Genomic DNA, 15,035 nt, shown 5'->3' with positions numbered 1-15,035 from the left:
ATGGACGGAACGGAGCCGCTGCGGGAATGGGTTGTGCCGAGCGAGCTCGGGCAGGAGGTCTTCGTGCTCCGGGAGCTGGCGGAGGCGCTGGGCGGAGATGCGCGCAGCCCGGATCGTCTGGCAGAGATCTCGACGGCCGTAGGCGAAGCCTGTCTCAACGCCATCGAGCACGGCAATCGCTGCGACCGCACCCTGCCCGTCACGGTGACGATGTGGGGCCTTCCGGACAAATACGTCTTCCGCATCGCCGATCAGGGCGAGGGAGCGAGCTTGGAGCCGGATCGTCTGTGCCTGCAAGCGGCCGACAAGCTTGATTGGGAGCAGCCGCGCGGGTGGGGCTTGCGGTTCATGCGCGAGTATGCGGACGAGGTGCGTGCGTACCGGACCGAGCGCGGATTTTGCGTCGAGCTGGCATTCGCCGGCCTTGGCGCAGGCGGAGAGGAGGAGTCGACGTGAACGATGAGCTGACGATTGCGGAGCGCCCGTTCGAGCGGGGGCTGATCCTCGATCTGGCGGGCAATCTGACCCGGCAGGCGGAGGCGGCGCTGCTGGAGCGCAGGCAATGGGGCGAAGGGCTGGACGAGGGACCCAATCTGGTGCTGAACTTCGGCGCAGTCGGCATCGTCAACAGCGCGGGCATCGCGCTGCTGATCCGGCTTGCCAACGCGGGCAAGCGGGCGGGGTACCGAATCTACGGCATCGGCGTGAGTGCGCATTATCAGAAAATGTTCAGGCTGGTCGGGCTGACGGAGCTGATCCTGCTCTATCCGGACGAATACTCGCTTTTGCTGCGGCTGTCCGGCGACTGACGGCAGCCGCGCTTTTTTCGTGGCAGTCCTCCGCGCGTACACCGCGCAGCTGACCGAGCGTACGCACACCGGACCGATCAGGCATGCCCCGCACAAGCCTGCATCCATACATCCTTTTTGCCGCCAACTCCGGCTTCAGGTGCAGATTCCTGCAATCGTACATCCTTTTTGACAAAAAAAACACGATCACGTCCCGTATGGTCGAAAAGCCTGCGTATATGAAGGTTTTGGCATCGGCATATCGGCGGACCGCCCAAAGCCTGCATATTTGCAGGTTTTTTTCGTGCTGTAAGGCGCTTCTGTACTTCATCCCGATTGCGATCGCGATCGCGCGCGGGCAACCTCTTGTAAACCGATTGTAAGTTCCGCTCCGTATAATCGCTATCATGCGCAATGCATTCACGGGAGGGGAATATCGGTTGAGAAAAATCAAATTAGTTCTGCCGCTGCTGCTGGCTGCGGCGATCATTGCGAATCTCCTGTTGCCGGCTTCGTACGGGAGATCCGCCGCTGCGGGCGCCGATCCGTACTGGACGCTGCAGGAGCAGGTTCACCGCGCGCTGAACGGCGAGCTTGTATACGGCAGCATGCTGCTCAGCGTGGACACGACACCCGACGGACGTTATGTCGTATTCGAGTCCGCAGCGCAGGCGATGTATGCGGCAGGGACGGGAACGCCGAACAACACGTCGCATGTTTACGTGCATGACCGTCTCACGGGCAAGACGTCGATGCTCGACACGAAGCCGGACGGTACGCCGGCCAATGCCGACAGCCGCAGACCTGTCATCAGCGACGACGGCAGCCGGATTGCGTTCGAATCGCTGGCGACGAATCTGTCGGACGATCCCGAGATTGCGGGGCTCTCGCCGGACGAGGTGGACAACTACAGCCGTATTTACGTATACGAGCGCGCCGCCGCAGACTTCGGGCGCGACCGCGACACCCTGGCGCTCGCGAGCGTCAGCGAGACCGGCGAAGCTGCGAACCAGGGCAGCTACAATCCCGCCATCAGCGGAGACGGACGCGTCGTCGCGTACGAGTCGGGCGCCGACAATCTGACTCCCGCGTCGGAGGCGTTCGCCATGTATTCGATTTATACATACTTCCGGGAGGATAACGGCATCCAGGTCCGGCGTGTCAGCGATCCCGCGGTCGGCAGCGCGTTCATGCCGGCCATCGACGAGGACGGGGATTCGATTGCGTACCGGGCCGATGTCTATCACGAAAATTCGGACGACTATACGCTGTCGAGGTATGCGCCGGACTTCTATTTGTACCGGGCCGAAGCGGACGGTTCGGAGACGCGGACGCTGCTGAACGTCGTCCCCGATCTGACGTCGCAGGACAACAGCGATCCGGCGCCCGCCATCAGCGCGGACGGCCTGCGGGTCGTCTTCGCCTCGGCGGCGGAGCTGACGAACGGCGGGAGCACCGGCAAGCAGAACGTATATTTATACGATGCGACCAAGCCTGCCGGGGAGGCGCTGCGCCTGATCAGCAAGGCCGCGACCGCAGGTGCGCCCGCGCCTTCCGACGGCAGCAGCTACGATCCCGATATTAGCCCGAACGGCCGGCATGTCGGCTTCGTATCCGACGCCACCAACCTGCGGACGGGGCTGCACAAGCAGTTTACCTATAATCCGCTCGTACTGTACGACTACGATCTCGACAACGACCGGATGACCAATCTCGGCGGTCTGGACAATGCCGCCTCGGGACAGCATCCGTCGCTGTCGAACGCCGGCTTCGCCTATACGGAGGGCTCCTCCGTCGCGGTGGCGCTAAGTCCAGGAGACGCTCCGGTGTGGCCGGGCGGCGCCTCTGTGGCAGGCAGCGAACAAGTCGGCGGCAGCATCGTCCTCAATTGGACCGGCGCTGCGCCTGCGGGGGCGATCAGGTACAAAATCTATCAGATCCAGGCCAACCCGCTGCTCGGTTCCTACTATACGATCGAGTCGTTGATCGGCAGCACGGCGGGCACGTCCTTCACGGCCGCCTCGCCGCCGACGGACAAGACGAAGCTGTCGTACCGGATCGAAGCGGTCGGCGCCGCCTACAACACGAGCACGGGCGGGCCGGTATACACGTACGGCGTCGTCGGCGGCCAGGATGTCACGCCCCCGACCTGGCCCGCGAACGCCGCGGGCGAGCAATCGGCCGCCGCGTTGGACAGCGTCACGATCGCCTGGCCCGCCGCCTCGGACAATACGGGCGTGGCCGGCTATCGCGTCTATCGTGCCGCGACGGGCGGCGAATACGTTCAGACGTCGGCAGCGTCATACCGGGCGGAGGGATTGACGCCTGACACGGGCTATGTATTTTACGTTGCCGCGGTGGATGCCGCGGGCAACGAGAGCGTGCGCCTCGGGCCGATCGCGGCGCGGACGTCCGGCGCCGGCGGCCCCGTCTCCGGCGAGCTGACCGTATCCGCGCAGCCGGACGGCAATGCGCTGCTCGCCTGGACCGCCGCAGGCTCGGCCGAGCGGTACGAGGTGATCGATGCGACAGACGCCGCTGCGCCGCGCGTCGTCGGCGAGACGGACGGGCAGGCGCATTCGTATGTCGTCAAGGGATTGAAGCCCTCGTCGGCGTACAAATTCCGGATCGTGGGCTACGCAGGCGGCGTTGTCGTCTACGAGACGCTGGCGCGTACGGCGACTACGCCCGCGCAGCCCGCAGGCAGCGTCTCGCTCAGCCGGACCAATGTGTACGCGGGAGCGGTGCCGATCGGCGCCGCCGAGACGATCTCCCTCCGCGGGCAGGCCGGACTGACGAGCGTCGCGACCGTCACCTATACGACCTGGCTGGCCGACGGCGGCGGTCAGACGCCGCTGGGAGCGCCGAGAGCGGCGACCACCGTCATTCTGCTGACGGAGAGTGCGGAGCAACCGGGCCTTTATACGGCAGTCTATACATTTGCCGAAGGCGTAGAAAAGCTGACCAAGCTCGAGGCGCGTCAGACGTACGCCGACGGCACGACGACACCGGCCCTTCAGGCGACAGGCATGCCGATCGCCGTCCAGGCGTCTCTCAAGCTGACCGTATCGTCGACGCAGAGTCTGGCGGGGTACAAGGTCAACGTATCGGGCCCCGGCGGCAACTTCGCGCAGAGCAAGGCGATCGCAGGCGATGTCGATTCGGCCGTGCTCACGTTCGATAGACTGAAGGGCGGGCAGCGGATGACCATCCGCCTGCTCGATGCGCGGGATCGTGTCGTGCATGAGATCGAGGGCTCCGCGGTGCGGTCCGGATTGACTGCGCAGCAGCACATCGACATCGATCCGCCGCGTGCGCTGCGGCTGCGGTTGGCGGACGAACAAGGCCCCCTTCGGAACACCTGGGTGATGCTGACCGCGAAGTCGGGCCAGACCGTGTGGGAGATGACGAATGACGAGGGTGCGACCGGCGAGACGCTGTGGCCCGAAGGCAGCAGTCCGATCAAGGTCGAGCCGCGGGTGCAGACATCGCGTTACCGGACGGACCATATCGCCGACATCGTGCTGGACCGCGCCGTGAACGAGCGGACCGTCATCGTGGAGCGGCGTCCATGGGGCAATGTGCGGGGCAAGGTCACGCGGCAGGACGGCAGTCCGGCGGAAAATGTGAACGTGCAGTTGACGATCGGTCTGTCCGACGGTCCGGCGAACTTCTCCGCGACGACCGATGCGGCGGGCAACTACGGCATCGAGGCTCCGGCAGGCTCCGCCAAGCTCGTGTTCAGAGGCGAAGACGGCTCCACGACGAGCCAGACCGCTGTGCTCTCAGGCGGCGATACGGTGACGGCGAACGCGCAGATCAAGCTGCCGCCCGTTCAGACAATCAAAATCAACCTGTATACCCGCTATGCAGGCGGTCAGTGGCAAGGGCCGCTGCCGATCGACTGGACGACCGGCATTCATCTGAACATCCAGATCGGCGGCTTTGGTCTCGTGACGAGCGCTACGAACGTGGTGCGCGGCTATGCGGGCGACAAGCTCCTCGTCTCCGCGGACGGCAGAGAGGGCGGCCTCAGCGCCGACCGCCAGGAGATTGTCCTCCAAGAGGGCACGAACGAGGTCGACCTGCGTCTCGAGCAGACAAGCGTGCCGCTGAGCGCGAAGATTGCGCTGCCTGCGGGCGGCGCAGCTTATATCGGCGTGTGGCAAGCGTTGCTGGAGCGACTCGGAGGCGATGGCGACGGGTACAACGCGGGACTGGAGGGCGAGACCAGCTACGGCTACGGGGAGCAGCTCAAGCTGGCCGTTCCTTCCGCCGCGGGCCAATACCGTCTCACGGTGACGAGCGGGCTGCTGCGCTCATCCGCCGTATTTACGCAACACGGCCAGGGGAACGTGGACCTGGGTACGCTGCGGCTGACCGATGAGCAGGGCACGTTCGCCGGCCGGGAAGGCACCGGGCTGACCGCCTATCCGCCTGAGCTGGCGCCGGGACAGACGGCGAAGCTCAAGCTGTCGTACCGGGCCGGCGCCGATGCGCGCCGCGCAGTGCTGCTGGCGGACATCCCGGCGGGGACGACTGTCGTGCCGCAATCGGTCGTGCTGAACGGCGCGGCCGCCGCCTACAGCATCGACGGCGCCGTGCTCTCCGTGCAGGCGGGCAATCTCACCGCCGGTCAGGCGGGAGCGCTGTCTTATCAGATCGCGCTGCAGCCCGGGGCCGACCGCAAGCTGTCTGCGTCCGGACGGATCGCGTTCGGCCCGGACGGCGACAGGCGCACGGAGCTGGCCGGCTCCGTCGAGCTGACGAACGAGCCGCTGTCGATCTCGGGTCCGGCGGTGACCGCCAGTCTGAGCTGGAATCTGGAAGGCAAAGCGCCGGCAGGCGCGACTGTCGCCGTATATGCGTCCGGCATCCCGGTCGGCGAAGCGGTAGCCGGACCCGGCGGCTACTGGCGGCTGAATGCGAGCGTTCCCGATCCGAAGGGAGCCCGCGTATTCGAGCTTCGCGCGGAGAGCGAGCTGGCCGGCGAGCGGCTGGTCGTGCAGGGAGCTGCGGTCCAGTATGATCCGGATCGTCCGTCGCTCCGCACGCTGACGCTGGAGCAGAGCGACGGCAGACGGGTATCGCTGGACGTATCGGCCGGTCCCGTCAGGTTCCCGTACGTCGTCGTGCCGGGCCGGGACTTCCACTTCGAAGCGACGTTCAACCATCCGGAGCGCGTCGACAACGTTCAGGTGCATCTCGTGGCGAACGGCCGCGATGTCGCGGCGGCGGCGGAGCTGCGGGACGGCGTGTACTACGCGGCCATGAACGTCTCGGGCACGATGACGGAAAATATATACGTGACCTATGACATCAAGACGGCGGGCCTGCCGCGCATCGACAGCGAGGCGGACTTCAAGGCGGCGCTGCCGCCCGGCATGCGAAGCTACGGCATCACCGGCTCGACAGCGTTCAAGGCGGCAGCGTCCGGCGCACTCCACGGCTCCGCCGATATCAAGCTGCCGGCAGCCGGCCATCTGGCCATGCATGTCGACCTGTCGCTGGAGCGGGGCGCGGCATACACGCCTACGGCGGAGGAGCTGGCGCAGGCCGAGGCGCTGGGCGTCGAGGCTTATGGCGTCGGCTATACGTTCGAGCAGGGCGAGGACGGACAGCTGGGCGTCACGATCACCGCTTATGTCCCGGAGAGCCGGATCGGCAATCCCGGCGAGGCGTTCGCCCTGCTCGCTTCGGCGGCGGGTGCGGGTACAGTCGCACCGAAGGCCAAAGCGGTCCGGATCGCGAGCGTGGCGAGCGGTCTGGGCAGCCTCGTCAAGGTAGGCGCCAAAGTATTGTGGAACGAGAAAGACGTGGCGGGTCAGGCCGGCAAGGGGGCCGCTTCGATCTACGACACGAAGAACGCCGTCGACGGACGCGGGCAGGTGGCCGACAACATGCAGGCGCTCGGCGACCTCGCGGACCGCATCGGACAATGCAACCCGGCGATGGCGGGCTACTTCGGCAACAAGATCAACGATCTGGCCGTACAGGCGATCAGCGTCGAGGCGGCCAAGTGGGGCATGATGATCGCCGGCGCGGTGCTGGCGCCGGCTACCTTCGGCGGTTCGCTGGCACTCATGGGCGCGAGCATGGCGATCGGCGCGGCGCTGGATGCGAACATCAGCCATCAGACCGAGCGCCTCACAGACCTCGTGAACAAGTCCGGGCAAGGCAAGTGCGAGCCGGACGATCAGGATGGCGCCGTATCCGAGACGCATCTGGGCAATCCGGTCGCGACGCCGGTGTGGATCTACGACCCGAGCGGCTATGTGTACGAGACGTTCCCGGACAATCGCATCGCCGGGGCGAAGGCGACCGTCTATTACCGCGATAGTACTACGGGCAGCTATGTGCCGTGGGATGCCGACTGGTACGGGCAGACCAATCCGCAGACGACCGACGCGCTCGGCCGCTACGGCTGGGACGTGCCGCCGGGCAAGTGGCAGGTCGTCTATGAAAAGGCGGGCTATGAGACGGCGCGAAGCGCCGAGCTCGACGTCCCCCCGCCGCAGCTGGAAGTCAATGTGCCGATGATCTCCTACGCGGCGCCGCGGATCGAGCGCGCGCCGCAGGCTTCCGTAGCGGCGGACGGCGGTGTCGTCATCGTCATTCGCACCGATAAGTACGTCGCCGCGCAGACGCTGGCGGACGAAGGCGTCAAGGTGACGGTCGGCGGCCAGCCGCTGGCGGGCACGGTCGAGCCGATCGACGAGCGAACGGGCGAGGGCGGCGTGAAGCTGGCGCGCGGCTTCCGCTTCGTCGGCACGACGCCGGCGACGGCAGGACAGACAGTCGGCGTGGCGGTTCACGCGGGCAGCGTCGTCAGCTACGCGGGCACGGCGATGGCATCGGACTATGCGGCCAGCGTCGTCCTGACCGCGCGGGATACGACCGCGCCAGGCATCTCGTCGGCCGTCGCGACGGCGGACGGCAGGGCGATCGTCGTCGCCTTCGACGAGGCGCTCGACATCGCGTCGCCGCTCTCGCGGGCGAGCTTCGCGGTGACGGGCGTGCCGGTCGCCGTTACGGGCGCCGATTACGGCCAGGACGGCCGCTCGGTCCGTCTCACGCTGTCTGTCGGGCTGGCATCCGGCGCTCAGGCGGTCGTGACCGCAGCGGCCGGGGCGGTCCGCGACGCGGGCGGCAACGTCTATGGCGGCGGCTCCGCGCAGGTCGCCAATCAGCGCGCCTCCGCCGACGCAGCTCTGGCGTCGCTCGCCGTCGAAGGCTACGCGCTGACTCCGGCATTCTCGCCGGAGACGAAGGCGTACAGCGTGACTGTGTCCGAAGGGGTATCGACGCTGCGCATGAAGGCGTCCTCGCGCGATCCGGGCGCCTCCGTCCGGGTGAACGGCATGCCGGCCGGCCGGGATACTGCCGTCTCCGCGCATATTGAAGAAGAGACGGTGCTCGTCGCAGTCACGGCTGCGGACGGCAGAACCAAGCGGTACTATGAGATCGCGATCGTCCGCGGCAACGGCCAGACCGGCGGGCCGGGCAGCGTCGGCGGGGCGGGGGGATCGTCCGCAAATGCGGAGCCCGTCGTCGGCGAAGGCGTCCTCGACGTGCCCGCCGGGCGCGCCGGCAAGCTGACCCTCGGCGACGAGGCGGCGGTCTTGTTCCCGCGGGGCGCGCTGGACCGCGCGTTCCGCGCGACGCTCGCGAAGGCGGCGGATTATCCGGCGCTGCCTTCGGGAACGACGCGGCTCAGCGCCGTGTTCGAGGTCGCCATTGCCGATCCGGGCCAGCTTGCCGCGAAGGCGGAGCTTCGGCTTAAGCTGACCGGGAAGCCGAAGACGGGAGACACGGTAGCCGTCTATGCTTATGACGAGCGTGCCGGCAAATGGGTCTCCGTCGGCGGCAAGCTGTCCGGCGACTGGATCGTCGCCCGGACGGACCGCTTCGCGAAGTTCGTCGTGCTGGCGGTTCCCGGGGGGCCGCAGCCTGCGGCCGCGCCGAAGGACATTGCCGGACACTGGGCCGAAGCGCTCATCGGGGAGGCGCTGGCGAAGGGAATCGTGTCGGGCTATCCGGACGGCACGTTCCGCCCGAACGCCTCCGTCACCAGATCCGAATTCGCCGTGCTGCTGTCGAAGGCGCTGGGGCTCGCAGCCGAAGCGGGCGCGGCGAATGACGATGCGGGCTCGCCCGTTATTGCGCCGGCGGCCGGCTTCGCGGACGCCGCTTCGATCCCGGTCTGGGCGGCGCCGCATATCGCGGCGGTCGCGGCCAGAGGCTGGATCGGCGGTTACGAGGACGGCGCCTTCCGGGGCGGCCGTACGATCACGCGCGCAGAGCTCGCGGTCATCGTCGCGCGGGCGCTGGGCGACGCGGGGGCGGCGACCGGAGCCGGGGCCGAACCCGGAGCCAAACCCGGGACCGAACCCGGAGCCGAACAGGCCGAACCCGCCTTCGCGGACGCGGCCGATATCCCGGCCTGGGCGCGGACGCAGGTCGCGTTGGCCGCGCGCGCAGGCTTGCTCCAGGGCCGGGGCGCCGGCCGATTCGTGCCGCTCGGCCAGGCGACGCGCGCCGAAGCGCTCAAGCTCGTGCTGGCGCTCGCCGGCCTGAGGGACGAGGACCAAGCGGCATATTAATAGATCGAGCCAAGCCAGAGCAGCCGCCCTCCCGCCGAATATCGGCAGGAGGGCGGCTGTTCGCATGAGCGGGCCTGGCGCTGCGGCAGACGCCTCGTTAGACGTCACGACAGACGTCACGGCAGACGCCACGATAGCGCCTCGGCTTGATCGCATCCCCGGTTGCGGAGACGAATTGTACGCCGGCGAGATTAATGTTATTTTGGGACTATAAGCGCTTTTGTTTTGCAGGCACCGAATACAAGAGCAGGAGGCTATGCGTGTGGAATTGAATTACTACAACACCTTCATCGCCGTGTCCGAGGACTGTCCTGCCGATTACGGCATCGTGCCTCCGGACAAGGCTTCCGGCAAGACGAAGCCGGGCATCGAGTACGAGCTGGCTGCAGACCATCCTTACGGGTATAGCCAGGAAGAGCTGCTGTTCGAGACCTATGTCCGGCACAAACAAATTCCTCCGGAAGAGCGGCGCCTGCGCGGGGCCGAGCTGCGGGCCGAATTTTTCGGCAAATCGCAGGCTTGTATGCGTGCCTCGATGCTGCCCAAAAAATACGGCTGGGGGCTGCACTTCAACGCCGAAGGCAAGCTCGCGCTCGTGCCGAAGGAATCGCCGGAATACAGCCGCTTCGCGGACGGAGAGGTCGAGGGCGTCACTGTGCTGAAGGCGATGCGCAACAAAAAGGCGTAACGACAAAAAACAGCCTGCAACCGCTCGAACCCGGTATCAGGCTGTCTTGCATTGCCGCGATCGCTCGCCGTATCCGCTCGTTGCGATCCGTCCGCCGTCGCCCGCCGCTATCCGCCGCAATTGCTCGCCGCGATCGCCGCGGGCAGCGCCGATCCTATTTGATCAGATCCAGCCACTCCAGCGCCTCGTCGATCGACTTAAAATACTCGGACTGAAACGGCGCCGCCTCGTTAAACACCTTTTTCAGCGTATTGCCGGGAATCAGCTTTCCCGGTTCTACAAACGCAAAATACTTGATGCCGGCCCCCAGCGCCGTCGGGAAAAATACATCTCTTGCCCAATCCTGAATTTCTTGGTTCAGCGTGGGCTGATTGCGATTGTCGCAGAGCCACTTTTTGTAGCCCTTGCTTTTAAGCAGCGCGATCGCATCCAGGTAAAATTGCTTGATTTCCTCCGGCTTGCCGTATCCTTTCCACTCGTGATGCCCCATTTTTCTCTCATGATCCAGCGTGAACGTTTTGAAGGAAGTTTCAATGGCGTACATGTCGGCTGCACCTCTCCCGGGTGTGATGCTATCACAGCGTATAATAGCAGCTTCTTCATTCGGGAGTGAGAAAAATGGAAAAATATATAATATTTTCGGGAAAAAAAGTACTGCAGTCCTACATTCCGTTTAATTATATTCTAGCGTGGTGCAAGGCGATCGGCAGCGGGACTTGGCGGCAGCTTCAGGCGATAGGGAGACTCACTGCCCACGCTCTTCCTGCTGTGGCGAAGGGCTGCTGCTCTCTCCTGCGCCTGCCTGCGCGGGGGAGACGTTTTTCCTCGGCTTCGGCGCCTTGGCCGCCTCCACCTCGAAGTAGGCCTTCAGCTCGGCGGCCTTGCGCGGGTCCGAGAGATCGAGCTTGCCCGCGATCAGCTGCGCCGCGATCAGCTCCCAGGTCGGCGTCAGCTTCTGCGACTGGGCCAGCCGAATCGCGTTCTTGACCGTGCGCCGCTCCTTGGCGTTGCTGAACGTATCCTTGTACTGCTTGGCATCCGTCTCGGCGTTCAGCGCGACGAATGTCTTGCGGAAGATCTCCGCCGTCATCCGCGCGTCGTCCAGCGCCCGGTGGGCCGAGCCCTCGGACGGGATGCCGAGATCCGCCAGCGCCGCCTCGACGCTGACGTCGTTGGTCAGGCCCCGGCTGCGCAGGTATACCTTGAGCAGGTCGTAGTAGACGGCCGACATCCAGTATGCGTCGTCGAGCTTGTGCATGCGCGTGTCCAGCACGATTCGCTTGAAGTCCTCGCCGCCCCAAGTGACGAATCGGCACTCCTCGCTGCGCCCGAGCCACGCGAGAAACGAGCGGATGACCGGCACGAAGCCGTCCGCGCGGTCGATGTCCTCTTGCGGAATGCCGGTTTTTTTCTTGATGAAGCTGTTGAGCTTGGAAAAGTAGACGGGCTTGATCAGCGCCGAAAATTCGTCCACGGCGGTCAAGTCGCCGTTCAGCCGCACGGCGCCGATCTCGATGACCTCCATCGGCAGCTCGCTGGCGAATTTGCGCCCGTTGAATTCGATATCCAATATGATGTAGTCCACGATAGCGACCCCCGATTATGCAGATAACCTTATATTATCAAAAATCGCGGGCCAATTCCCCTCCGGCCTTCCGCATGCGCTCAAGCTGTCCCATCGCAAAAAGCGCGCCCCGATGATGACAGGACGCGCTTCGGCTCAAGCTTTGGCTCCAGCGGGCATTACGCCGACGGCCGGGCGCCGGCTTTGCCGGGCCGCACCTTCGGGACCTCGTACATGTTGACCGTCGTGCTGACGACGTATTCGGGCGGCTGCTGTCCGCGGCTGTTGCGGTGTCCCTGAATATGCTCGGGGCTTTTCTCCCAGGCTTTCCAGGCATCCTCCGACTCCCAGCGGATGAGGACCACGACTTCGTCATGCTCAAGCTTCCTTGACTTGTTCACCATGACGCTGATATCGATCAGACCTTCGCGCTCGTCCAGCACACCTTCCTTGCTGAACCGTTCGACGACCTTGTCCGCGTTTCCTTTTTGCACGACGATCGTGCGGGTTTGGATGAGCATGCGAGTAGCCCCCTAAGCGATAATAAGTACGGAACAACCTGCTTTTTACAGTCTAAACGATATTGATTCTCATTGTCAAAAGGGAAGCGGCGGTTATGGAAGTTCGCGGATTTACGACAATGGCGAGGATGGCCGATCACTTGAAGTCGGGAGTCATGAGCTGTTGCGACAGAAAGGTTGACGGCAGGCTTATTCTCATGTTATTTATTAATCAATAAATAAAAATATGGAGCTGCAGCTTATGTCACCGAAGGACGATCAAGCGCCGAACCGTAAGGAACAGATTCTCGACGCCGCAGCGCAGCTGTTCGCGGAGCTGGGATATTACAAGACGACGACGGCGCTCGTAGCCAAGGCTGTAGGCGTGACGCAGCCATATGTGTTCCACTTCTTCAAGACGAAGGAGGAGCTGTTCCTCGCCGTGCTGGACAGAGGCTTCGATCGTCTCGTCTATGCCTTCTCCGGCGTAGAGAGTCCGCCCGACGAGCTGGCGGATCGCATGGGGTATGCCTTCGACGAGCTGCTGGGCACGCACCGCAACGAGATTCTGCTCATCATGCAGTCGCACGCGATACCTGAGCCAGCCATTCGGCAGGCGTCGAAGGAGAAGTTCAGCATCATCTATCGCAGGATCAGGGAGCGATTCGCGAATGCCGGCATTCCCGATGCGTCCGCCCAGACTAGCATGTTCGTCGGCACGGGTCTGCTCATCGCCTTGTCCCAGGTGCTGGAGTTGCCGGAGCTGATCCCGTGGTGCGAGCCGGAGGCGGATTAAAGCGTGGTCTGGCAGGCGCATGCGCCGCTTGCCGCCGATCGCGCGGTACGCCGGGGAGGGGGGCGTCGTCAATGTTGTCAGGTTAATTGCAAATATACAGTTAATCTCCGTGGTGGCGGCATTTATCGGAGCGATAGCTGCGAATATACAGTTAATCTCGCGAAAATCGACCGTCATCCGGCTCAGACTCGAAAATAACTGTATAAATGCAGTTATCGCCGCCAGATGTCCTGGCGCAGGAGAAAATAACTGCGGTTTGGCAGTTATCTCCCCTTTTAAGGATGTATTGCATGAACGGTTTGGGGAAGAACTTCAACGTAGCCGCATCCCTGTCGTCCAGGATCGCTCGTTCAAACGCAACAAACAGACCAAGCACAATTTATTCATGAAGACCATGCGCCGGGGAGCGGCAGGGTTCTTAACCTGACAACATTGGGGGCGTCGTCCGGCCCCCTTGCAGTACCGGACAGCCGCCTTTGCCTTTCCCGCCTGCGATGATGCCGGGCGGATTTTTTAAGGGCATCAATTTATTTATCGATAAATAAGGAGTGATTGCACATGTCTACGCTTCAAAGAAACCGGATGCTGGCCGTCATCTGTCTGGCGCTGTTCATGGTCATGCTGGATACGCTGGTGCTCGGTGTCGCGCTTCCGTCGATCCAGCGATCTTTCGACGCCGGCCTGGCGGATCTCGAGTGGTTCACCAACGGCTACACGCTGACGTTTGCAGTGCTGCTCATCCCGATGGGGATGCTGGGCGAGCGCTACGGTCGCAAGCGGGTGTTCCTGCTCGGCATCGCCGTATTCACGCTCGGTTCGCTGGCTTCGGCGCTGAGCACGCATGCCGTCGGACTCACGCTGGCAAGGGCGCTGCAGGGTGTCGGAGGAGCGGCCATCGCGCCGATCAGTCTCACGCTCGTCAGCGCCGCGTTCCCGCCCCGGCTCAGAGCTGCGGCGATCGGGATCGTATCGGGCGTATCGGGCCTGGGCCTGGCGACGGGGCCGCTCGTCGGCGGATTGATCGTGAACGGGTCGCCCTGGCAGACGATATTCTGGATCAACGTGCCGGTAGGCGCGCTCACCGTCGTATTCGGATGGCGCTGGCTGCGCGAATCGAAGGGGGCGGAAAAGCGACTTGATCTGATCGGGCTGCTGCTGATCGCCGCTTCGATGCTCGGCATCGTGTTCGGTCTCGTGCGCGGCAACGAAGCGGGATGGGACGCATTCGAGGTGTGGGGTTCGCTGGCTGGCGGACTGCTGCTGCTGCCCGTATTCATTCGCCGGGAATGGCGCCACCCGTCGCCGCTGCTGTCGCTGTCCTTGTTCAGGAACCGGAAATATTCCTCGCTGATCGTCACGGGCTTCTGGCTGAATGCGGGCATCTTCGGCGCGATCTTCCTGCTCACGCTGTTCCTGCAGCAGGCGCAGGGCTACTCGGCGCTCGGCGCGGGCGTCCGCGAGATGGCATGGACAGGCGCCACGATGGTCGCGGCACCGCTCGCGGGCATCGTCATCGGCAGACTCGGCGTCCGGCGCGTACTGCTGACGGGCCTGCTGCTGCAGACGGCCGCGCTCTGTCTGTTCGCGATCCTCATCGCGATCCACGGAGCGGTGTTCTCCTTCGCATACTTGGCGCCAGGCATGGTGCTGGCCGGCCTCGGCATGGGCCTCAGCCTCACGCCGCTGTCGGAGGGCGTGCTCTCCTCCGTGCCCGAAGCCGCTGCAGGCGAGGCGAGCGGCGTCTCCAACGCCACGCGCGAGCTGGGCGGCGTGTTCGGCATCGCCATCGGCAGCCTCGTCTTCCGCCACGGCGGGCAGATCGCCACGCCGGACCAGTTCGGCGCGCATCTCATCCCCGTGCTGTACGTCTATGCCGCGATGCTCGGGATCGCGTTTCTCGCGACGCTGTTCTTCTACCGGCGATCGCGCGGAACGGTTCGCGAGCCCCGCGGAGGCATCGCGGCCGGCGCAGTCGCCGAATAACGCCGTCAACCTGTCGGCAGCCTGTTTTGTAGCGATCTTATGTAAACCGTCAGGGCGAATGCTCCTGGCGGTTTTGCTTTGCCTGCCCGGCTCTCGGCTGTGTCACTTTGCAT

Annotated in this window: 10 protein-coding genes; 7 read left to right on the top strand and 3 right to left on the bottom strand. The window is 64.4% G+C overall.

Annotated elements, in window-relative coordinates; translation table 11 throughout:
* From VQ071_RS16560 to VQ071_RS16545, 4 genes are all read left to right on the top strand, one after another.
* Nucleotides 1–456: an ATP-binding protein gene (locus VQ071_RS16560; RefSeq protein WP_340515207.1), complete on the top strand. Its 456-nt coding sequence runs from the start codon at nucleotides 1–3 to the stop codon at nucleotides 454–456.
* Entirely contained in the window at nucleotides 453–809 is a 357-nt protein-coding gene (locus VQ071_RS16555) for an STAS domain-containing protein (RefSeq protein WP_340515206.1), read from the top strand. The genes VQ071_RS16560 and VQ071_RS16555 overlap by 4 nt, the downstream gene beginning before the upstream one ends.
* Nucleotides 810–1,228: 419 nt before the next feature.
* Nucleotides 1,229–9,391, top strand: a complete 8,163-nt coding sequence (locus VQ071_RS16550; RefSeq protein ID WP_340515205.1) for an S-layer homology domain-containing protein — start codon at nucleotides 1,229–1,231, stop codon at nucleotides 9,389–9,391.
* A gap of 256 nt (nucleotides 9,392–9,647) precedes the next feature.
* Nucleotides 9,648–10,079, top strand: coding sequence for a DUF6157 family protein (locus tag VQ071_RS16545; protein WP_340515204.1), 432 nt, complete (start codon nucleotides 9,648–9,650; stop codon nucleotides 10,077–10,079).
* Between the two features lie 154 nt (nucleotides 10,080–10,233).
* On the opposite strand, the gene VQ071_RS16540 is transcribed toward VQ071_RS16545, so the two are convergent.
* The 3 genes from VQ071_RS16540 to VQ071_RS16530 all read right to left on the bottom strand — a co-directional run bounded on the left by VQ071_RS16540 (nucleotide 10,234) and on the right by VQ071_RS16530 (nucleotide 12,164).
* Nucleotides 10,234–10,623: a hypothetical protein gene (locus VQ071_RS16540; RefSeq protein ID WP_340515203.1), complete on the bottom strand. Its 390-nt coding sequence runs from the start codon at nucleotides 10,621–10,623 to the stop codon at nucleotides 10,234–10,236.
* Between the two features lie 201 nt (nucleotides 10,624–10,824).
* A complete protein-coding gene (locus VQ071_RS16535; RefSeq protein WP_340515202.1) occupies nucleotides 10,825–11,664 on the bottom strand; it encodes a 3'-5' exonuclease in 840 nt (279 codons plus the stop codon).
* 158 nt (nucleotides 11,665–11,822) lie between these two features.
* A complete protein-coding gene (locus tag VQ071_RS16530) occupies nucleotides 11,823–12,164 on the bottom strand; it encodes an antibiotic biosynthesis monooxygenase (RefSeq protein ID WP_340515201.1) in 342 nt (113 codons plus the stop codon).
* A gap of 241 nt (nucleotides 12,165–12,405) precedes the next feature.
* On the opposite strand from VQ071_RS16530, the gene VQ071_RS16525 reads away from it, so the two are divergent.
* From VQ071_RS16525 to VQ071_RS16515, 3 genes are all read left to right on the top strand, one after another.
* Nucleotides 12,406–12,939, top strand: coding sequence for a TetR/AcrR family transcriptional regulator (locus VQ071_RS16525; RefSeq protein WP_340515200.1), 534 nt, complete (start codon nucleotides 12,406–12,408; stop codon nucleotides 12,937–12,939).
* Between the two features lie 28 nt (nucleotides 12,940–12,967).
* Nucleotides 12,968–13,366 carry a hypothetical protein gene (locus VQ071_RS16520; RefSeq protein WP_340515199.1) on the top strand — a complete coding sequence of 133 codons (399 nt, stop codon included), beginning with the start codon at nucleotides 12,968–12,970 and terminating at the stop codon, nucleotides 13,364–13,366.
* Between the two features lie 131 nt (nucleotides 13,367–13,497).
* On the top strand, nucleotides 13,498–14,922 hold the full coding sequence (locus tag VQ071_RS16515; protein WP_340515198.1) for an MFS transporter: 1,425 nt from the start codon (nucleotides 13,498–13,500) through the stop codon (nucleotides 14,920–14,922).
* The last annotated feature ends 113 nt before the right edge of the window (nucleotides 14,923–15,035 follow it).

Origin of the sequence: Cohnella sp. 56 (assembly GCF_037963805.1) — a bacterium.
Taxonomy (GTDB): Bacteria; Bacillota; Bacilli; order Paenibacillales; family Paenibacillaceae; genus Cohnella.
The sequence above is the reverse complement of the archived record's forward strand: the minus strand, read 5'-3'. Positions and strand labels throughout refer to the sequence as shown.

Coding starts and splice junctions, on each gene's coding strand:
- VQ071_RS16540 (WP_340515203.1), bottom strand. CDS start 10,623: ATGTACGCCATTGAAACTTCCTTCAAAACGTTCACGCTGGATCATGAG.
- VQ071_RS16530 (WP_340515201.1), bottom strand. CDS start 12,164: ATGCTCATCCAAACCCGCACGATCGTCGTGCAAAAAGGAAACGCGGAC.
- VQ071_RS16525 (WP_340515200.1), top strand. CDS start 12,406: ATGTCACCGAAGGACGATCAAGCGCCGAACCGTAAGGAACAGATTCTC.
- VQ071_RS16515 (WP_340515198.1), top strand. CDS start 13,498: ATGTCTACGCTTCAAAGAAACCGGATGCTGGCCGTCATCTGTCTGGCG.
- VQ071_RS16560 (WP_340515207.1), top strand. CDS start 1: ATGGACGGAACGGAGCCGCTGCGGGAATGGGTTGTGCCGAGCGAGCTC.
- VQ071_RS16545 (WP_340515204.1), top strand. CDS start 9,648: ATGCGTGTGGAATTGAATTACTACAACACCTTCATCGCCGTGTCCGAG.